This window comes from Acinetobacter sp., from assembly GCF_039596015.1.
GTDB lineage: Bacteria > Pseudomonadota > Gammaproteobacteria > Pseudomonadales > Moraxellaceae > Acinetobacter.
On the sequence record NZ_JBCNKN010000001.1, the window covers coordinates 39,963 to 60,941 of the forward strand.

At 39.8% G+C, this 20,979-nt stretch carries 12 protein-coding genes; 6 read left to right on the top strand and 6 right to left on the bottom strand.

What is annotated here, in order from left to right:
- Window positions 1–8 precede the first annotated feature (8 nt).
- Window positions 9–2,546 carry a nitrite reductase large subunit NirB gene (gene nirB / locus ABDV70_RS00165; protein WP_343594490.1) on the top strand — a complete coding sequence of 846 codons (2,538 nt, stop codon included), beginning with the start codon at window positions 9–11 and terminating at the stop codon, window positions 2,544–2,546.
- A 29-nt stretch (window positions 2,547–2,575) separates the two neighbouring features.
- Entirely contained in the window at window positions 2,576–4,180 is a 1,605-nt protein-coding gene (nirD, locus tag ABDV70_RS00170; RefSeq protein WP_343594491.1) for a nitrite reductase small subunit NirD, read from the top strand.
- 241 nt (window positions 4,181–4,421) lie between these two features.
- Here nirD and ABDV70_RS00175 read toward each other — a convergent pair whose 3' ends face one another.
- Window positions 4,422–8,588: a bifunctional nitrate reductase/sulfite reductase flavoprotein subunit alpha gene (locus ABDV70_RS00175; RefSeq protein WP_343594492.1), complete on the bottom strand. Its 4,167-nt coding sequence runs from the start codon at window positions 8,586–8,588 to the stop codon at window positions 4,422–4,424.
- A gap of 460 nt (window positions 8,589–9,048) precedes the next feature.
- On the opposite strand from ABDV70_RS00175, the gene ABDV70_RS00180 reads away from it, so the two are divergent.
- Window positions 9,049–9,633 carry a YceI family protein gene (locus ABDV70_RS00180; protein WP_343594493.1) on the top strand — a complete coding sequence of 195 codons (585 nt, stop codon included), beginning with the start codon at window positions 9,049–9,051 and terminating at the stop codon, window positions 9,631–9,633.
- A 310-nt stretch (window positions 9,634–9,943) separates the two neighbouring features.
- Here the strand turns inward: ABDV70_RS00180 and ABDV70_RS00185 are convergent, their stop codons facing one another.
- The 3 genes from ABDV70_RS00185 to ABDV70_RS00195 all read right to left on the bottom strand — a co-directional run bounded on the left by ABDV70_RS00185 (window position 9,944) and on the right by ABDV70_RS00195 (window position 12,861).
- Window positions 9,944–10,921, bottom strand: coding sequence for a ketoacyl-ACP synthase III (locus ABDV70_RS00185; protein ID WP_343594494.1), 978 nt, complete (start codon window positions 10,919–10,921; stop codon window positions 9,944–9,946).
- Between the two features lie 244 nt (window positions 10,922–11,165).
- Window positions 11,166–11,885 (bottom strand): glutamine amidotransferase, encoded by a 720-nt coding sequence (locus ABDV70_RS00190; RefSeq protein ID WP_343594496.1) that lies wholly within the window; start codon window positions 11,883–11,885, stop codon window positions 11,166–11,168.
- Window positions 11,886–12,048: 163 nt separating this feature from the next.
- Window positions 12,049–12,861: a 5'-methylthioadenosine/S-adenosylhomocysteine nucleosidase gene (locus ABDV70_RS00195; protein ID WP_343594498.1), complete on the bottom strand. Its 813-nt coding sequence runs from the start codon at window positions 12,859–12,861 to the stop codon at window positions 12,049–12,051.
- Between the two features lie 629 nt (window positions 12,862–13,490).
- On the opposite strand from ABDV70_RS00195, the gene tsx reads away from it, so the two are divergent.
- Window positions 13,491–14,342, top strand: coding sequence for a nucleoside-specific channel-forming protein Tsx (gene tsx / locus ABDV70_RS00200; protein ID WP_343594499.1), 852 nt, complete (start codon window positions 13,491–13,493; stop codon window positions 14,340–14,342).
- 208 nt (window positions 14,343–14,550) lie between these two features.
- Here tsx and ABDV70_RS00205 read toward each other — a convergent pair whose 3' ends face one another.
- The gene (locus ABDV70_RS00205) at window positions 14,551–16,062 is read right to left on the bottom strand and encodes an aldehyde dehydrogenase family protein (protein WP_343594500.1); all 1,512 of its coding nucleotides are present in this window, start codon (window positions 16,060–16,062) and stop codon (window positions 14,551–14,553) included.
- A 156-nt stretch (window positions 16,063–16,218) separates the two neighbouring features.
- Between ABDV70_RS00205 and ABDV70_RS00210 the strand changes: the two genes are divergently transcribed.
- Window positions 16,219–17,400, top strand: a complete 1,182-nt coding sequence (locus tag ABDV70_RS00210; protein WP_343594501.1) for a transcriptional regulator — start codon at window positions 16,219–16,221, stop codon at window positions 17,398–17,400.
- A 375-nt stretch (window positions 17,401–17,775) separates the two neighbouring features.
- Here ABDV70_RS00210 and ABDV70_RS00215 read toward each other — a convergent pair whose 3' ends face one another.
- Entirely contained in the window at window positions 17,776–18,948 is a 1,173-nt protein-coding gene (locus tag ABDV70_RS00215) for an iron-containing alcohol dehydrogenase (protein ID WP_343594502.1), read from the bottom strand.
- Window positions 18,949–19,261: 313 nt separating this feature from the next.
- On the opposite strand from ABDV70_RS00215, the gene ABDV70_RS00220 reads away from it, so the two are divergent.
- Entirely contained in the window at window positions 19,262–20,977 is a 1,716-nt protein-coding gene (locus ABDV70_RS00220) for an AAA family ATPase (RefSeq protein WP_343594504.1), read from the top strand.
- Window positions 20,978–20,979: the final 2 nt, after the last annotated feature.

Genomic DNA, 20,979 nt, shown 5'->3' on the forward strand with positions numbered 1-20,979 from the left:
AGAATAAGATGAAATTAGTCGTGATTGGTCATGGGATGGTGGGGCATAAGTTTTTAGAAACTTTACTGGATGTACCGCAACAAGAAATCGAAATTTGTCTGATTGCTGAAGAACCACGGTTGGCGTATGACCGTGTTCATTTAACCGAGTATTTTTCAGGAAAATCTGCCAAAGATTTATCACTTGCACGTCAGGACTTTGCAGAAGCGTATGGCATTGATTTACATCTAAATACTCAAGCTATTGCAATTGATCGTGATGCAAAAATCGTAACCACCAAAGCTGGGCATCAAATTGCCTATGATAAATTGATTTTGGCAACAGGGTCATATCCGTTTGTTCCGCCAATTGCTGGCAATGACCGTCCAAACTGTTTTGTTTATCGTACGCTTGAAGACCTCGACCAGATTCGTGCAGCAAGTTTAACCGCTAAAAATGGTGTGGTTATTGGTGGTGGTTTGCTGGGGTTGGAAGCAGCAAAAGCGTTAACGGACTTAAATTTAAAAACCCATGTAGTTGAATTTGCCCCACGTTTGATGGCAGTTCAAATTGATGAGTTGGGGGGTAAGGTTTTACGCAAAAAAATTGAAGATTTAGGCGTTGAAGTGCATACCCAAAAAGTCACTCAATGTATTTCACAAGGCGAAACGCATCTTCATGCCATGCAGTTTGCCGATGGGTCATCTCTTGAAACAGATTTGATTGTGTTTTCAGCAGGGATACGCCCACGTGATGAACTGGCACGCCAATCAGGTTTAGCCATTGGCGAACGTGGTGGTATCGTGATCAATGATGTCTGCCAAACTTCCGATGCGGATATTTATGCCGTTGGTGAATGTGCGTTATGGCAAGGGAAAATCTATGGTCTGGTTGCCCCTGGGTATGATATGGCACGTATTGCAGCCAAACATATCTTAAACATTGAAACATCAACATTTACAGGTGCGGACATGAGCACCAAGTTAAAGTTGATGGGTGTTGATGTGGCATCGATTGGGGATGCGCATGCGGTGGGTGCGACGGCTGCCAGTTATTTTTATAATGATGAACAACAACAAATTTATAAAAAAATTGTGGTATGTAAAGAAACCAATAAATTGCTTGGTGCAGTCTTGGTTGGGGATGCAACAGAGTACAGCGAACTGCTGCAAATGATGCTAAATGGTCTGGAATTACCAGAGCATCCAGACAGTTTAATTGTTCCACAATATGGTGGAAGCAACGTGAAAGCAGGTGGCACAGGGGTAGATTTATTGCCTGATTCAGCCACTATTTGTTCATGTAATAACGTCTCAAAAGCAGACTTGTGTGAGGCAATTTCAACGGGTGCAACCTCATTAGGCGCTTTAAAGAAATGTACCCAAGCGGCAACGGCTTGTGGTGGTTGTGCGCCACTGGTGACACAAGTTTTAAAATCTGAGTTGAAACGTCAAGGTGTTGCAGTCAACAACCACTTGTGTGAACACTTTGCTTATTCGCGTCAAGAGCTTTACCACTTGGTTCGTGTTCATGAAATTCATTCATTTGAAGCATTGATTGAGCAATTCGGGCATGGCTTAGGTTGCGACATTTGTAAACCGACAGTTGCCAATATTTTAGCGTCGTGCTGGAACGATTTTATCCTGAAAAAAGACCATGCAGGTTTACAAGACAGTAATGACTATTTCTTGGGCAATATCCAAAAAGATGGCTCTTACTCGGTTGTACCTCGGATGGCTGGTGGTGAAGTCACTCCTGATGGGCTGATTGCAGTTGGGCAAATTGCCAAAAAATATGGTTTATATACCAAAATTACTGGCGGTCAACGGGTGGATATGTTTGGTGCGCAAGTACATCAATTACCATTGATTTGGGAAGAATTAATTGCCGCAGGGTTTGAATCTGGACATGCCTACGGAAAATCATTACGTACAGTCAAATCTTGTGTGGGCAGTACGTGGTGCCGTTATGGGGTTGATGATTCGGTTGGCTTGGCGATCTTTTTAGAAAATCGTTACAAAGGTCTACGTTCACCGCATAAATTAAAAATGGCGGTTTCAGGATGTACGCGAGAATGTGCCGAAGCGCAAGGGAAAGATGTTGGTGTGATTGCCACTGAAAAAGGCTGGAACCTTTATGTGTGTGGTAATGGCGGTATGAAGCCACGTCATGCAGAACTGTTGGCGTCGGATTTAGATACACAAACCCTGATTCGTTATATCGACCGTTTCTTTATGTTCTATATCCAAACCGCAGACCGTTTACAACGTACCAGTGTTTGGCGCGACAACCTCGAAGGCGGGTTGGATTATTTAAAATCGGTCATTGTTGAAGACAGTTTGGGCATTGCCACAGAGCTTGAAAATCGTATGGCGCATGTGGTGGAAACCTATCAGGATGAATGGGAAACTGCGGTGACTGACCCAATGGTGCGCGCACGTTTCCAAACCTTTATTAACTCTAAACAAGCCGATCCGCATATTCAGTTTGCACCAGAACGTGGACAGATTCGTCCGTTAAAAGCACAAGAACGAGATGAAAAACGCATCTCGGTTGTGGGTGTATGAAGCTAAAGCGCGTGGATGAGGAAAACAAAATGAATCAATTAGAACATAATTTAGACTGGCAAAAGGTATGCCTCTTGAGTCAAATCCAGCCCAATACAGGCGTGTGTGCTTTAGTGAATGATGTGCAAATTGCCTTGTTTCGTGTTGGGGATGAACAGCGCATTTATGCCTTGAGCAACCACGACCCATTTAGCGGGGCGAATGTCATGTCACGTGGCATTTTGGGAGATATTCAGGGCGAGCGTGTGATTGCATCGCCTATCTATAAACAACACTTTAGCCTTGCAACAGGTCGTTGTCTTGAAGATGCCGAACATCATTTGAATGTTTATCCTTGTCAGGTGGTTGATGATGAAGTCTGGGTATCGGCACAGGCTCAAAAAACCTATTTGACCAATGTCGCTTCACAACAACAAAAGCATAAATTGGTGTTGGTCGGAAATGGACTTGCAGGGATGCGCTGTTTGGAAGACTTACTGGATATGGCACCTGACTTATATGATATTACAGTCATTGGTGAAGAACCATGGGGGAATTACAACCGCATTTTGTTATCGCCCGTGTTGTCTGGTGAAAAAACCATTGAGCAAATCATGCTGCATACACCTGAGTGGTATCGTGAAAAAAACATTCATTTCATTGCGGGGGATTTAGCCACACAGATTGACCGCCGTAACAAAAAAGTGATGACCAAATCAGGCGTGGCCGTTGACTATGACCGTCTCATTTTGGCGACAGGCTCACGTCCTTTTATTCCGCCTGTTCAAGGAAAAGACTTACAGGGTGTGGTGAGTTTTCGGGACATTTACGATGTTAACACCATGATCACACTTAGTCAGAGTAAGAAAAATGCAGTGGTGATTGGTGGTGGTTTGCTCGGTTTAGAAGCAGCCTATGGGCTAAAACAAAGGGGCATGAATGTCACGGTGCTGCATTTGATGGATCGGGTTATGGAGCGTCAGCTTGACCAGCGAGCCAGTGAAATGTTGCGCAGAAGTATTCAGCAAAAAGGAATTCAGATCAAGACTGAAGCTGTGACTGAAGAAATTATTGGACAAGATGGACATGTGGCTGCGGTAAGGTTGGCGGATGGTACTCAAATCGATGCGGATTTAGTGGTATTTGCAGTGGGGATTCGTGCCAATATGACTTTGGCGCAAAATGCAGGGTTACGCTGTAACCGAGGGGTTATTGTTAATGACACCATGCAAACCTATGACCCAAGTATTTATGCCGTGGGCGAATGTATTGAATATAAAGGCACAACTTTTGGTTTAGTCGAACCATTATGGGGACAGGCATTTGTCTGTGCAATGCATTTGGCAGAACATGGCAGTTTGACCTTTAAAACTTTACCAACACCAACGCAGCTCAAGGTGAGTGGCGTCGATGTCTTTTCCGCAGGCAATATCGAACCGCAAAGCCAATACGAAGATATTATTTTGCATGATGAAAAACGTCAAATTTACAAACGTCTGATTATTCGTGAAGATAAAATGATTGGTGCGGTATTGTTCGGTGATACCGAAGATGGTGCATGGTATTCAGAGTTGATTAGTGACCAGACCCCAATCTCTGCAATTCGGGACAGGTTGTTATATGGTCGAGACTTTGCATTAAAAAATGTGAGTTAAACCAGTACGATAAAAAATAATCGGTTAAGATAAATGCCAGTCAATTCAGAAATTGACTGGCATTTTTTTGCATATATTTAAAGGTTTTATCTTTATCCTTCGTGGAAGATATTCTTAGGTTAAGATGAATTCTGATTTATTCGGATTATCGACAGGGATCGATTGTTGAAGATTATTTTGGCTATTTGCATTATTTTAAATAAAAAAGAGGGGCAGTTTTGGTAACTTGCCCTCTTAAATATTAATACACATCTCGCAAATAACGCTTTTCCCGACTCATGTTCATGACATAGTCCGAAGCTTGCTCAGCATCCATTTGACCATATTGCATTACCACATCTTTTAACGCAGCATCGACATCTTTCGCCATACGGCTGGCATCACCACAAATGCAAAAATATGCCCCTTGTTCAAGCCACTGCCACATTTCAGCACCATGTTCACGAATTCGATCTTGTACATAAATTTTTTGTTCCTGATCCCGTGAAAAAGCCAAATCTAGCCGTGTGAGAAAACCATGCTTCAGATAGGTGCCGAGTTCCTCTTGATAGTAAAAATCAGTTCTGGAAAATTGTTCACCGAAAATCAGCCAGTTTTTACCTGTATGACCTTGTTTAAAACGTGCTTGTAAAAAACCACGAAATGGCGCAATGCCCGTACCGGGGCCAACCATAATTAAGGGCGTTTCGGCATCTTGAGGGGGATGGAAAGAGGCGGACTTTTGTACAAAAATTCCAATGGTTTCTTGTTCTGCACGGTCAGCGAGAAAAGTCGAAGATACACCTTTACGTTGTTTATTTTGCTGAGGATAACGCACTGCCGAAACTGTCAGATGAATTTGATCTGGATAGGCTTCGGGACTAGAGGAAATCGAATATAAACGGGGCTGCAATTTTGGCAAAATACTTAGTAATTCACTCACCGAAATCCGTGCAGGATATTCATGCAGAATATCGACCAGTTGTTTACCCCATAACCATTTTTTTAGTTCAGATTTGTCAGGTGACTCCAATAAAGCCTGTAAATAACTATAGTTACCTTTGTTGGCAATCAGTTGTAATGCTTTGATTTGAGGTTTGGCAATTTCAAAATATTCAATAAGTGCCTGACGTAAAGGCATTTCAACCAAATCGACTTTTGACACCAGATGATCACCTGAGAGTTTCGTGACACTGAGTAATTCTTCAACCAATTCAGGGCAGTTTTTCGGCCAAATCCCTAATGCATCACCTGCCTGATAACGAATTCCCGAACCTTGAATATCAAAGGCGAATAAGCGCACATCTTTATTTGAACCTTCTTGGCTGAGTTTTTGATTGGTAATTAGTCGTGCGTAAAACGGTTGGGCTTTACTGGGTTCATTCACCACAATTTGGCTTGGCTTTAATGGGGATGCCGTTTTTTCAATAGGTGAACTGGTTTGGGTATTTAATTTACCCAATAATTGATTGAACCATTGTTCGGCTTTTTCCTGAAAATCGGTATCACAATCAATACGGTCAAAAATCCGTGATGCGCCAAGCTCGGCTAATTTTTGGTCGAGGCGTTTGCCATGACCACAGAACTGATCATAATTTGGATCGCCCAAAGCCAATACGCTGTACTGTACCGATTTTAAATCGAGATCTTTTTGAGTATTTAAATCATTCCAGAAACCTTGTCCATTATCAGGCGCATCGCCATCCCCAAACGTACTGCTAATACAAAGTAAATATTGACTACGTTTTAAATGATCGACAGAAAATTCATTCATGTCATAGCAATGAACCGCCAGACCTGAAGATTTTACTTTTGCTGCAAAATCCTGTGCCAGTGTTTCGCAATTCCCTGTTTGCGATGCCCAGACAATGGTGATATTGGGTTGAGATGGAGCAGTGTCGGTTGGTCGTTGTTCGTCAGAGGGATGTGAAGGTGTTGCATCAAAATTTTGTCGTGCATAAAGCCCCGCAAGCATACCGTTGACCCAGACTTTATGGGTATCTGAAAAAGGGGCTTGTTCAGGTAAAACAGGCAAGGTATTGGCTGCGGGCGAAAGTGTTTGCAGTGCTGTTAAATAACCTGCCAGATAGTTTTTTTCCTGTTCATTGAGTTGTACAGGTACAAGGTTGGCAATACCGAGGGCTTGCATTACATGAGCGATGGCATTCATATCGGGTGACAGTGTTGGGTTAGTTGATGTTTCGGCAACAGTTGATGGAGTAGAAACAGTTGGAGCAACATCTTTAAAAAATGCCGAACCTGCTTCAACCTCAGTTGGGCACAGTTGTACGGCACAAATTTTAAATTCAGGTTGTTGCGAAAGCGGATCAATTGCATCGCTGGTCACGTGATTAATGGCAAGATTTTTGCCAAAAACATCATTCCAGTGAAAAGGTGCAAAACAGTTGCCTTGCATGACCCGTTCGCTAATCAGTGCGGGCAAAACAGCACATCCACGTTTAGAACGAATTTCAACAGCTTGTTGGTTGACAATATTGAGTCGCTTGGCATCTTCGGGGTGGATCTCTAAAAATGGCGCAGGGTTCAATTTATTGAGTGTAGGAACTTTTCCTGTTTTGGTGAGGGTATGCCATTGATGTTGCACACGCCCTGTATTCAAAATAAAAGGAAAATCATCGTTAGGCATTTCTGCGGGGTCTAAATGCGGACGTGCAAAAAAGTTGGCTCTACCATGTTCGGTTGGAAAAACCAAAGCAGGAACTTGGTTGTCTGGAGTGTGAAATAAAGGCTGACTCATGCCGTCGTTGAGGTAACGAATAGGGTGGCGGTCATGTTCACCTTGGGGCGTTTCTAATGGAGGACAAGGCCATTGGAGTGGCGTTTTTCTTAAACGTGCATAGCTTGCCCCACGTAGGTCATAGCCTGTTTTAGGATTGGAACACCCGCGAATTTCGTCAAAAATCTCGGCAGCCGAAGTATAGTTAAAGGCATTGGCATAGCCCATTTCACAGGCAACCTGGCAAATAATTTGCCAATCGGGTAGAGCCGCTTGGGGCGGTTCAACCGCTTTTTGCATGAGGGTCATGTTGCGTTCAGAGTTGATCATCACGCCTTCGGCTTCCGCCCAAAGTGCAGCAGGCAATAGAATATCGGCATAACGATTGGTTTCGGTGTCTAAAAAAGCATCTTGTGCAATCACCAGTTCAGCAGCAGTTAAACCATCAATTACATTTTGGCGATTGGCAACACTGGCAACAGGATTGGTACAGATTATCCAGCAGGCTTTAATTTCACCAGATTGCATACGCTGGAACATATCGACTGTCCCTTTACCCAGTTGGGTTTTGAGCTGTCCTTGAGGCAAGTTCCAGTAATTTTCGATAAAAGAACGATCTGATTCAGACAGAACACTGCGTTGTCCGGGTAGTCCTGGCCCCATATAACCCATTTCACGTCCACCCATAGCATTGGGTTGTCCTGTAAGGGAAAAAGGCCCTGCACCTAAATGGCAAATCGTACCTGTTGCCAAATGTAGATTACAAATGGCATTGGTATTCCACGTCCCATGTGTACTTTGGTTCAGCCCCATTGTCCAGCAGCTCATAAAGTTTGGTGTGGAGCCAATCCATTCTGCTGCTTGTAGAATATCCTGTTCAGCAAGCCCTGTTTTTTCGGCAACCCGTTCAAGCGGGTAATCTTCTAGAAATTCGGGCATTTGCGCCCAGCCTTCGGTGTATTGGGCGATGAAATCTGCATTGATTTTTTTATTTTTGACCAACAAATGTAATAAGCCATTGAGCAAATATAAATCTGTACCTGCTTTAATTTGTAAAAATAAATCGGCTTTTTCAGCAGTAGTGTTGCGACGTGGGTCAACCACAATCAGTTTGGCACCTTTTTTAACCCGATCCATCAATCTTAAAAATAAAATTGGATGACAATCTGCCATATTGGCACCCATCACTAAAAAGACATCCGCATGGTCGAAGTCTTGATAAGAACCAGTAGGCGCATCTGCCCCTAAAGAAAGTTTATAGCCCGTTCCCGCACTTGCCATACACAGCCGCGAGTTGGACTCGATGTTATTTGTGCCAATAAAACCTTTGGCAAGTTTGTTAATGAGATATTGAGCCTCAAGTGACATTTGCCCAGAAACGTAAAATGACAGGGCATCTGCACCATGTTGTTGCAAAATTTGTTTGAGTTTTTGTGCTATTTGCGAAATAGCAAAAGGCATGTCACATGCGACTTTTTCTGTTTGGCGGCTTGAACGATGATAGGCTTTTTCCATTCGTCCCGAATGGTGTAAGGCTTGATGGGCAGAAGAACCTTTTGTGCATAGACGACCAAAATTGGTTGGATGATCTTTATCCCCAATAATTTTCACCACTTGCTGGCCTTCAACCTGTAGCACCATGCCACATCCGACACCACAATATGGACAGACCGTTTTGATCATTTCAGCCATGGAATTACCTTTCACTTGATTTATGCGAGAGCATCTAAGGCTTAAACCAGATGTCATAATGCATATGGTTTAAACGCTATTTTCAAGCAGGCGTCGTTGGCTGCGGTGACACATATCTTTATGTCTCAATTGTATTAAGCAAAAAAAATGCCAAAAAATTTAATTGAAGTATTTTTATATGCAGTTGTTCTGAGATTGTTTTATTGAGGCTTTGAAAGAAAATCGGTTTATAAATAATCTAAACACTTAAGAACCTTGCAGTGTAAAGGGCGTGAGGCAAGCTTTTTGACGGGGCAACAGCACTTATTTTTAGAGCATGCACTTGATTTGTGGGGGTGAAGAAAATGCTAAATTTCGAATTGTTGCATGAATGCAACAAAACGTTTTATTGTTAATAATGTTTTTTATCCATAAAAGCTTATAATTAAAAAAATAATCACTTTTACATTGGAATAAGTAAATGAATTTTAAAGCATTATCTTTAGGTTTGGCTGTGGCGGTTGCAAGTTCTTTCACAATGGCTGCACCTGTTGCATACAAGATTGACCCAACACATACGCAAACAGTTTTCTCTTGGAATCACTTTGGCTTTTCAACACCAAGTGCTAACTTCACAGATATTCAAGGTGTGATTAATGTTGATAATGCAAAACCATCTGCATCTTCTGTTGACGTTACCATTCCTGTAAGCAGTGTAAACACAAGTGTGACTGCTTTGGATAAAGAATTCCAAACAGCAGACTGGTTCGATACTGCTAAATATCCAAACATTACATTCAAAAGTACCAAAGTAGAAACTAAAGATAAAAAACATTTCAAAATTACAGGTAACTTAACTGTTAAAGGTATTACTAAACCTGTTGTTTTAGATGCTGTATTGAACAAACAAGGTATTCATCCTATGACGAAATCACCTGCTGTTGGCTTCAATGCAACAACTTCATTTAGCCGTTCAGAGTTTGGTATCGCAAACTATGTACCGAACGTGGGCGACAAAATCACTGTAAACATTACAGCAGAAGCGCAAGTACCAGCAGCAAAATAATTGCAGTTTATGCGTTGCTAAAAGCCACCGAAAGGTGGCTTTGTGGTTTGTGGAAATCTTGAAAGAATAAAGTTACCAGTTTTGAAGACTATATTGACCTGAAAAAGAGCAATTTCTTCGAAATAGATATTCATTCATCACGAATTGAGTTTGAAATATTATAGGTTTAGCAGAAGTTTATGCTTTTTGTATTTGAAAAAAGCCAATGGTTTGTATAATCACTGGCTGAAATGGTTTTAATGAATAGAAAAATTTTTGAATAAAAATGAAAGGATTATCATATTAGACAACCTGTTTATATTTAAATTTTTTATAATTTCCAAAGCATAATCCCAGTTTGATAACCTGCCCCAAGTGTCCACAAAATAATAAAGTCCCCGTCTTTTAATAAGCCTTTTTTGAGCCGACTTTCATAAGCAATAAAAAGACTATTGGCACCCGTATATCCATATTGATCGCCAATATATTCAATTTTATTTTCATTTATTTTGGCACGTTCTCTTATGGTATCAATATTTGCTTTGGTAAATTGTGAAAATAAAAAACAAGAAATTTGTTCAATGGAAAGATTGTGTTTTTCCAATAATTGGTTTAATTGTTTAATAGCAAATTTCACACTATCTAAACCAGTAAAATTACCCCAATCGAGTTTTTTATTCTCTTCATTTCCTGTGTATGAAAATCCCTTTGGTGGATAAACAATCGTATCTTTAAAGTGACTATCTGTTTGATAAACACGGTCAATCAGACCTCCAAAATGTCCTTCGGTTTTTTCTAAAATGAGGGCTGCTGCTGCATCACCAATAATAGTCGATGGCATTGGGGTATGTTCATGTGAAATTCGACTCATTGAGTCTGCACCGATGACCAATGCACGTTTATATCGCTCATTCGATAACAGTAATAATACTGCTTGGTCTAAAGCTAGAAACATGCCCAAGCAGTTTGCATTTAAATCAAAACAAACACAATCTTTCTTCACATTAAGATGAGCATGCAAAATTAATGCATTTGTTGGACATAAATATTCAAATGTCGTGGATGCAAAAATAATAATATCAATATCGTTTCCAGATAAGTTTTTCTCATCTAATGCTTTGATTGAGGCAGTCGTTGCCATTGTAATGACAGTTTCATCTGGATCATGAACAATAAATCTCTTATTTCTTCCTGTTTTTTCAAGGAGATTGGTAATTTGTTCTTTATTATCAAATTTTTGAATATAATAATGGTTGTCCTTCTGGTTTTGTGGATGATGCACACCAATTGAAGCGATTTTTATATTCATCTTTTTTCCTTTTTTGTTTTTAAAAGCAGTCAACAATATCATGTTTTTTTAATTATATATTTATATTTTGAAAATAATTAGCATATATCTGGTTTTAATAAAGTCAAAATTTTTAGTTTTATTATGCTATTTCTAATAAAAATTATTTTCATACAAAAACATATTTTTATTAAAGTGCCAGATGTGTTTCTACATGAAAAAACATCCTTTGAAATGAATATTCAAGACAAAGAATGTTGATGTGTTAAATATGCCCAATCTGTGCAAGGAACTGAGTAAAAATTTGCTTTGTTGCTTGCATGAGTGCAGGTGCGTAGCGTTGGTTATCCGCTCTGAGTTGTACAATATCAATTTTTGCTTGGCGCAACTCACCAGTATGACCAATCAACCATTTTTCTAAATGCTCACTGTCGACTTCCAAGTGAAATTGTAGTGCAAGGATGTAATGTCCGACTTGAAAAGCTTGATTTGGATAAATAGCAGAACTAGCAAGCAGTGTTGATTTTTCTGGAAGGTCGAAAGTGTCGCCATGCCAGTGCAAGACTGGAATATCCTGTAGTGGAGCTAAGATATTATGCTGTGGGTGATGAATGGCCAGTGGACTCCAGCCAATTTCTTTTTGATGTCCCGCATAGACACGTGCACCTAAAGCATGTGCAATCAATTGTGCGCCTAAACAAATGCCAATGGTTGGCTTTCTTTGGGCAAGCCGTTGTTTTAACCCAAAAATTTCATCTTCTAAAAAAGGATAATCTTGCTGTTCATAGACCCCAATTGGCCCACCTAAAATAATGGTTAAACCATCATAATTCAGCGCAGGACTCAGGTCGTCAACGCCTGCTTCGAAATAACGGATACGAAATCCGAGTTGATAAAAGACATCTTCTAAAGAGCCGAGGTCTTCAAAAGCAAGATGTTGAATTGCATAAATGGTTTTGGGTAAAAGCGGATTAATTGTGGTCATTTTTATTCACATGTCGTTCATTCTGCTTCATGACAGCATTTCTCTTTTACAGCAAAATGGCAAGTAGAATTTAAAAAATTATGACGAAGAATGTAAGTAAAAAGGAGTGTGTTGGAGAAAGGCGACTGATAAATCGAGCAGATTTATCAGCCAAAAATGACAATTATTTCTTTTGTGCCGCTAAATAAGTTGTTGCAACGTCTAAAGCATAATCCTGACATGCTTCGCCTGTGTTTGGATTATAACCGCCGTTATTGGTTGCATTGTTCGATAAAACACGAATGCCAAGAAATGGTACTTTATAGAAAGATGCAACCTGTGCTGCTGAGGCTGTTTCCATTTCTTCTACAGAGGTTTTGTAATGGTCGTGGAAAAATTTAATGCGGTCTAATTCATTGTTCCAAACATCGGCTGAACCAATCACACCTTCAACCACACGGCCTTTGGTATAAGTTGTTTTGTTGGCTGCCTGAATCAGGTTATTGTCACCTGCAAACGTAAGATGGCGGCTGGCTTCTGCGTCAGAGTTATCATTAGGTAAAACATTAAATGGTTTATTCCAAGTCAAAGCATTAGAACCTTCACCCAATGCTTTTTTAGGGGTAATGAATGCACCAATATTTTCCGATGTTTTACCTAAAACAATATCGAATACTTTTAGTTCAGGGTCATGACCGCCAGATGTTCCCTGATTGATAATCGCAGCAGGGTGGTAATGTTCAATTGCTAGGGTTGTTGCAGCAGCAGCATCTGTCATCCCCATACGTGTACGTGAAATTACGATAGGATGGCCTTTATATTGACCTTCCCAGAACTGCCATCCGCCATACGTTTTGGTTTTTACATGACTCAACTTGCTAACCATGTGATCTGTTTCAATATCTAAAGCGCCTTGAATAACAACAGGTGCTTGAGCATAGAGGTGGGTTGCGCACAACAGACTTGTTGCAAGAAGGCTAGATTGCAGTAATTTCATGCCATATTTCCTTTTAATGGGAGATGATTTCAAATTTTTCAGCATATTGAATCAAAATGTAGAGAAGATGCTTTAAGCAAGCTATATGCCAAATCAAAGGTGAAAAAAAAGAATCGCAATTATTCATATTCTATACATGGGCTGCAAGCCATAATTATTAATGGATAGCATGTGTGATTTTAAAATTACAAAAATATATAAAAATTCAGTAGTTTATTAACAAAATGTTCTTTGGTAAAAATAAGTTGTTGTATTTTATGATTAAGAATATATAATCTGCGATTTTAAAAATGCAGGATTTAAAAAAATCATTCGGTTTTTAGTGTAAGTATTTCACTTTATTACTAGAAATATGATTTTTTGAAGATTTTTCGCATTTTTGCAATTAGACGATGACCATGTTTTGCATAGAGCATGGCATATAAATTGCTAAATTAAATATTTTTTATATTTGGGTTTGTTGATCTTTCACCGATGGTTACGGAAACTTACTTAAACTTTGTTTAGGTCGCTGTAGCTGAAAAATGCTGGGTCTGGATGAAAGATGAACACATCCGACATGCACTTATTTTTAAGGCGTGATCTCTCGAAATGATTGTTAATAGACCAAATGCATAGGAGCTATTGGTATGGGTTCAATGAAGACATTGAGTTGTGCAGTGCTTGCAGCACTCGCTGTTTGTGGCACACAAGCGGCAAATGCTGGCGATTTTGTAAATACAACGCTTTGGGGTATTTATAGTAACAATACAATGTTTGGACCTCGTCTAGCAGAAAATGGCTATCTTGAACTGGAATATTTTGGTCAAAAAGGCCCTGTAGATTTATATGGGTATTTTGATGCACCGAAATATTTTGGTGGCAATGAAAATATCAAAGGTGTTTGGGATAAAAACAGTTCTAAACTATTTGCAGAACAAGAACCTAAACTTTCTTTTAACCGCTTAACAGGTAAAGATTTATCTGTAGGTCCATTTAAAGACTGGTTCTTGGCTGCCGACTGGATTGTCGATGTCGGTTCAACAACTGATTCGCGTCAAAACACGTTGTATTACGGTGTAGGAACATCGATTGATACCCATACTAAATTAGGTATGAATGTTAACCTATATGCGAAACAGCAATGGGAAAACTACGGTGCAGCCAATGCGTATTCATCGAATGATGGTGGACGTTTACAAGTACAGTTCTTCTATCCACTTTACACTTTTGGCAATGGTGCGACTTTAAACTATTTTACCTTTAGCAACTATGACTTCGGTTCTAAATTAGGTGAAAAAACAGAAGGTAGTTACCGTACCAACGAAGCATTTGTATCAACCCATATTTTCTCTTATAACATGAAACATATGCGTTTTTATGGTGCAGCACGTTACTTCCACAACGGTGGTCAGTGGGATGATGGCGCAACAACACCGTGGGGTGTGCAGCTTAAAAACACAGGATGGGGTTACTACCTTGCGGCTGGTTACCAGTTCTAATTTAAGTTGTTAATGTAAAATAAAAAGCTGTCAGGTTTGGTGCCTTACAGCTTTTTTTATGCGGTTAAAAACAATCTCTGAATCTGTTTTGAACATTTGAAATGTCGACAGTGCGGACAGAAAAAGAAATTGATGATTGTAGAAATAGAATAAAAAAAATGCAGCAAACCGAAGTTTGCTGCACGATGGAGAACCGTTAAATCAGCAATTAGAAGAAGCCCATCGCTTTAGTTGAATAGCTGACAAGCAAGTTTTTGGTTTGTTGGTAATGATCAAGCATCATTTTATGGTTTTCACGACCAATACCTGATTTTTTATAACCACCAAACGCTGCATGGGCAGGGTAAATATGGTAACAGTTTGTCCAAACACGACCTGCTTCAATTGCACGACCTGCACGATATGATGTATGTGCTGAACGTGACCAAACACCCGCACCTAGACCATAAATGGTGTCATTGGCAATTTTGATTGCTTCATCAAAATCTTTAAATGTTGTTACAGACAACACAGGCCCGAAAATTTCTTCTTGGAAAATTTTCATGTCGTTGTTGCCTTTAAAGATGGTTGGCTCAATATAGAAACCTTTACCAACTTCATGACGTGCTTCACCACCTGTTAGCAGTTGAGCACCTTCGTTGCGACCTGTGTTGATGCAACCTAAGATTTTGTCTTGTTGCTCTAAAGATGCTTGAGCGCCAATCATGGTTTCAGTATCAAGTGGGTGACCTGTTTTGATACGTTTTACACGTTCAATGGCTTTTTCAAGGAATTTATCGGCAATACTTTCTTGAACTAATGCACGTGAAGGACAAGTACATACTTCGCCTTGGTTAAGGGCAAACATGGCAAAGCCTTCCAACGCTTTATCAAGATAGTCATCATCTTTGTCCATAACATCTTCAAAGAAAATGTTTGGAGATTTACCACCAAGTTCAAGTGTTACAGGAATGATGTTTTCAGTTGCATATTGCATAATCAACTGGCCAACCTGAGTTGAACCTGTGAATGCAATTTTGGCAATACGTGGGCTAGTTGCCAGTGGACGACCCACTTCTGCACCGTAACCATTCACAATGTTTAAGATACCCGCAGGTAGTAAGTCCTGAATCAGTTCAACCAGAACCAAAATACTAACAGGTGTTTGTTCAGCAGGTTTTAAAACAATACAGTTCCCCGCAGCCAACGCAGGTGCAAGTTTCCATGCTGCCATCAAGATTGGGAAGTTCCATGGAATGATTTGACCAACTACGCCCAATGGCTCATGGAAATGATAAGCGATGGTATCTTCATCAAGTTCAGAAATTCCACCTTCCTGAGCACGGATACAGCCAGCAAAGTAACGGAAATGGTCAATAGCTAATGGAATATCGGCTGCAAGGGTTTCACGAACAGGCTTACCATTGTCCCAAGTTTCAGCGACAGCAAGTAATTCAAGGTTTGCTTCTAGACGATCTGCAATTTTAAGCAGTAAGTTTGAGCGCGTTGTTGGAGATGATTTGTTCCAGTCTGCTTTTGCTTTATGAGCAGCATCCAATGCCAACTCGATATCTTCTACAGTAGAACGCGGAACTTTGGTAAAAACTTTACCATCTACAGGGGAAATATTATCAAAATATTCGCCTTTTACTGGGGCTACCCATTGCCCACCAATAAAGTTCTCATACTGAGATTTAAATTGAACTTTTGAACCAGGTTGATTAGGATCGATATAGCGCATGTCAGAATTCCTTTGCTTTAATTTTATTCACTTCAAAAGCACATCCACTTTTGTGATAAGATAAGTACAATATCAGAGTGCTCTATCAAGAATCATAAGCATAAATAGGTTGGAAAAAGGTTGGAATTTTCCACGCATGAGAATAGGGATAAGGAAATGTTTACAAAGACAGAACTCATACAACATAGAAGCATAATAGATCAGCTAAGGCACAATATTATGCTGTCCCCACAACATGCTCAGCGTATTGGACAGAGTATTTTAAGTTCGTGGCAACGCAGTATTTCGGCACATATTCCGAAAGAAAGAACAGCGGCCCCTTTAGCCGAAAAGACAGTGTTGAAGGGGATGAATACACTGGCAACCGCATTGCAATACTGTGAAAAAGAATTAAAACATATTGCAGAACAGTCTTCTATGGTGTTAGCCATAGGCGATATTGGCAGTACGATTGTCTGGACTGCTGCCAGTGGAAAAATGCAGGATGTTGCAGAAAAAGTACATTTTGTTTCTGGTGGAAAGTGGAGTGAGGATGTTGTCGGAACAAATGCTCTCGCTTTATCGCTCAAAACACAAGAATCATGCTGCGTATTTTCCAATGAGCATTATATGGAGTCGGTACATGATTGGGTGTGCTATGCCACGCCGATTATTGACCCTTATTCACATCGGGTTTTGGGTGTAGTGGATTTATCGACAACATGGGAAAATCACAATACATTGGGCGTATTGGCTGTAGAACGATGTGCCTCCATTATTCAAACTGCTTTATTAGAACAACAAAAACAGCATTTATATATCCATGCTTTTTCGGTGGCTCAAGTCCGTTTAAATGGAAAAATTTTGGTTTTAACCCCACGCCAGTTTGAAATTTTGACAATATTGGCGTTGTGCCCACAAGGCATGAATTTGGATAATCTGCACAATGCTTTGTATGGTGAGCGTAAAGTGAGTTTAGGAACCTTAAAAGCAGAAATGTCACAATTACGCGATTTATTAGGTGGACTGTTAGGTTCACGTCCTTATCGTTTATTGGCAAAAGTTGAAGCAGATTTTTTACAGGTTGAACAAGCCCTAGATGCAGGCTATTTAGACTCTGCATTAAAATTATATACGGGTACATTTTTACCTAAAACTGAAAGCCCATTTTTATGTGCATGGCGTGATTGTCTAGAGTCACGTTTAAGTGATGCCATTTTTAAGGCTAAAGATACCGATACCTTATTTCGACATATTGCCCATACACCAGACGCAATAGATGCCGTTGAGTGCTTAATGGATTTATTATCTGCAACACATCCAGCGCATCAGGTTTTGGCAAGATATAAAGAGGCTTAAGTTATTTAAAAATAATGTGATATTTAGTAAAGATCTAGAGTGGCTGATATTTCATTTATGATTGCTGTTATCAGCTAAAACCACTTAGACCAGACATTGAATTTGGGGAAATGTCTGCGCTATAGTTGAACTTTATAAAAAGTCTAAGGTTGTTTTGACCTTATTTATTCAAAATTTGGTGATTTGAAATATTTCTCTGTGAAAAATAATTGATTTGGATACTGCACTCAATCTTTAGTGTTCTGCTACCAAAGATAAAAAAACTGATGTCTCATCGTGATTTTATAGATATTGGTGAAATTTGAATAAACTTGAATAAAAAAATCCCTCACTCCAAAAGGAATGAGAGATGAAAAGATGGATTAAATCAGAGTATTAAAGTGCTGCTGTGAAAATTTCAACGACTTGGGCATGTGTCGCTTTACGTGGATTCGTTAACATACACGCATCTTTTTGTGCATTTTCAGACATCACTGCCAAATCTTCAGCTTTCACACCAAGTTCAGTTAAGCCTGATGGAATACCAATTGAAGATGAAAGCTCACGAATTGCATCAATTGCGGCATACGCTGCTTCTGTAACAGTTAATCCTTCAGTGTTTACACCGAGTAATTCTGCAATACGTGCATAACGATCAGGGCAGGCAATCAGGTTAAATTCACAAACATGTGGTAGTAAAACTGCGTTACAAACACCGTGCGGTAGGTTATAGAAACCACCTAACTGGTGTGCCATCGCATGAACATAACCTAGCGATGCATTGTTAAATGCCATACCTGCCAAGTACTGCGCATAGCTCATGGCATCACGCGCTTCAATGTTGTCACCATTTGCAACGGCAGGGCTTAACCATTGGCTGATCATGGTCATTGCTTTTTCAGCACACGCATCGGTAATTGGGTTTGCCGCAGTTGAAACATACGCTTCGATGGCATGTGTTAACGCATCCATACCTGTTGCTGCAGTTAAACCAGCAGGTTTTGCAACCATAAGTTTAGGGTCGTCAATGGCAATTAATGGTGTGCAACGCCAGTCAACAATTGCCATTTTTACGTGCGTATCTGTATTGGTGATAATACAGAAACGTGTCATTTCTGACGCTGTACCTGCTGTTGTATTAATCGCAATCAGTGGTGTCATTGGAACAGTACTTTTATCAATCCCTTCGTAATCACGAATATGGCCACCACCTGCTGTGACTAGACCAACCCCTTTGGCACAGTCATGTGAAGAACCACCACCTAATGAAACAATAAAGTCACATGCGTTATCGACGTACTCTTTTACGCCGTTATGTACATTAATGTCTGTTGGGTTTGGTTCTGCACCCGGAAAAATATGGCTGTCTACACCAGCATCTTTTAAATACTGTGCAATTTGGTTTGCGACACCAAATTTAAATAAGCCTTGATCGGTGACGATAAGTGCTTTTTTAGCCCCTAAATTATTTGCTTTAACGCCTACTTCTTTGGCACACCCTGGTCCAAATAGAGAAACACAAGGGATATAAAAGCCATTCGTTTGATCTGCGAGATTTTTAAAAGACATGGAGCGTTTCCTTCTTCCGATATTCCATTATTCTGTTTGATTATTGAGTGAATCTTTCACTCAAGCTTAGTATTGGAATTTATTTCATTTTTTCCTACCTACCAAATACCTACCAAGCATGTAGAATTAAAAACGTATTAAAAATAAAGAAATTATGTACATTTAAACCACAAATATTGAGGGAGTTTTAAGGTAAATGGGGCTGTGAAGATGAGGAGGATGCACAACAAAATGCTTAAAAAAAAGGCACAATTTTATTTCTATCTCAAAAATCGTTAAGCTATAGCAGTTAAATTGGATATTGATTTGGGCTATGAAACAAGAAACTGCATTAAATTTGTTAAAAGCGGGTGAAAATGTATTTTTAACCGGTTCCGCAGGTGCAGGAAAAACGTATACATTAAATCAATATATTCAATATCTTAAAGCAAGAAAAGTTTCGGTTGCGATTACTGCTTCTACGGGCATTGCTGCAACACATATGAATGGCATGACCATCCATACTTGGGCGGGGATTGGGATTAAAGATTATCTGTCCGATGATGATTTAAAACGCATGAAAGAGCGTAAATATCTCAAGGAACATCTTGAAAATACACAAGTTTTAATTATTGATGAAATTTCAATGCTACATGCCAAGCAGCTCAATTTAGTCAATCAGGTATTAAAATATTTTAAAGAAAGTGATGAAGCTTTTGGTGGGATACAGGTGATTGTTGCAGGGGACTTTTTCCAGCTTCCACCCGTTGGGCGTAATGGCGAATTAAACCGAGACAAATTTTGTTTTATGTCACAGGCATGGGTCGAGGCAAAATTTAGAGTCTGTTATTTAACGGAACAACATCGTCAGGATGATGAAATTCTGAATCAAATTTTAAATGCGATTCGTGCACAAAATATCCAGCCTGAACATACACAGGCATTACTTGAGTCTGCAAAACAAGATATTGGTGAAACATTCACACGTTTATATACCCATAATTTAGATGTGGATAGTTTAAATTTTAAACATCTTAATGCAATTGCAGGGGACTGCCACCAGTTTACCGCAGTGCTTGATGGTAATGACAAACTTATCGAAACGCTAAAATCTTCTGTTCGTGCGCCAGAAGAACTGACCTTAAAAAAACATGCCAAGGTGATGTTTGTTAAAAACAACTTTGATATGGGATATATCAATGGAAGTTTAGGTGAGATTATTGGATTTGAAGAAGATGATACGTATGGTATTTTGCCGAAAGTGAAATTAAATGATGGTTCGACCTTGGTGGTAGAACCTGAAACATGGTCAGTTGAAAATGATGCAGGCAAAGTGATTGCTAGTTTTCAGCAAATTCCTTTGCGTTTGGCATGGGCAATTACCATTCATAAAAGTCAGGGAATGACGTTGGAAGCCGCAGAAATTAACTTGAGTCATACTTTTGAAAATGGGCAAGGCTACGTGGCATTGTCCCGTTTAAAATCTTTGACAGGGTTACGACTGCTTGGATTCAATGATCAGGCTTTGCAACTAGATCGATTGGCAGTCAAGGCAGACCGACGTTTTCAGGAACTTTCGGAAGAGGCAGAAAGTCATTTTGCAGATACGGATCTCACTGCGCAGCATAAGGCCTTTATTCGACACTGTGGTGGAACATTAAATGAAACCGAGATTGCCAGAAATGAGAAAAAACTGGCGAAGTCGGGCAATAAAGCCAACTATAGTAGTGCCACACTTGAAGACACCAAAGAACTCTTTGAAAGCGGTTATGAAATTGGTGATATTGCACAGGAACGTAGTTTAACGCCTGCGACTATTATTAATCATTTAGGGCGTTTGCATAAAGAGCAAGGCTTGGATATTTCCGTTGCACATCCGGGGGATGAAGTGGTGGAGCAAGTACGTAAAATTTATAAACGGTTACAAAAATCCCAACGATCTGAACACTTTAATGATGATGGTTCAATAAAATTACGACCAATTGTAGAAGCAACGCAGCCCAAAATGGGATATGATCAAGTACGTTTAGCACTATTGTTTATTGAATAAAG

Bases quoted from the DNA above. Each gene is read 5' to 3' on its own strand.
- ABDV70_RS00215 (WP_343594502.1), bottom strand. From the start codon at position 18,948: ATGTCTTTTAAAAATCTCGCAGATCAAACGAATGGCTTTTATATCCCT.
- ABDV70_RS00190 (WP_343594496.1), bottom strand. From the start codon at position 11,885: ATGACCACAATTAATCCGCTTTTACCCAAAACCATTTATGCAATTCAA.
- tsx (WP_343594499.1), top strand. From the start codon at position 13,491: ATGGGTTCAATGAAGACATTGAGTTGTGCAGTGCTTGCAGCACTCGCT.
- ABDV70_RS00175 (WP_343594492.1), bottom strand. From the start codon at position 8,588: ATGGCTGAAATGATCAAAACGGTCTGTCCATATTGTGGTGTCGGATGT.
- nirB (WP_343594490.1), top strand. From the start codon at position 9: ATGAAATTAGTCGTGATTGGTCATGGGATGGTGGGGCATAAGTTTTTA.
- ABDV70_RS00220 (WP_343594504.1), top strand. From the start codon at position 19,262: ATGAAACAAGAAACTGCATTAAATTTGTTAAAAGCGGGTGAAAATGTA.
- ABDV70_RS00205 (WP_343594500.1), bottom strand. From the start codon at position 16,062: ATGCGCTATATCGATCCTAATCAACCTGGTTCAAAAGTTCAATTTAAA.
- ABDV70_RS00210 (WP_343594501.1), top strand. From the start codon at position 16,219: ATGTTTACAAAGACAGAACTCATACAACATAGAAGCATAATAGATCAG.
- ABDV70_RS00185 (WP_343594494.1), bottom strand. From the start codon at position 10,921: ATGAATATAAAAATCGCTTCAATTGGTGTGCATCATCCACAAAACCAG.
- ABDV70_RS00195 (WP_343594498.1), bottom strand. From the start codon at position 12,861: ATGAAATTACTGCAATCTAGCCTTCTTGCAACAAGTCTGTTGTGCGCA.
- nirD (WP_343594491.1), top strand. From the start codon at position 2,576: ATGAATCAATTAGAACATAATTTAGACTGGCAAAAGGTATGCCTCTTG.
- ABDV70_RS00180 (WP_343594493.1), top strand. From the start codon at position 9,049: ATGAATTTTAAAGCATTATCTTTAGGTTTGGCTGTGGCGGTTGCAAGT.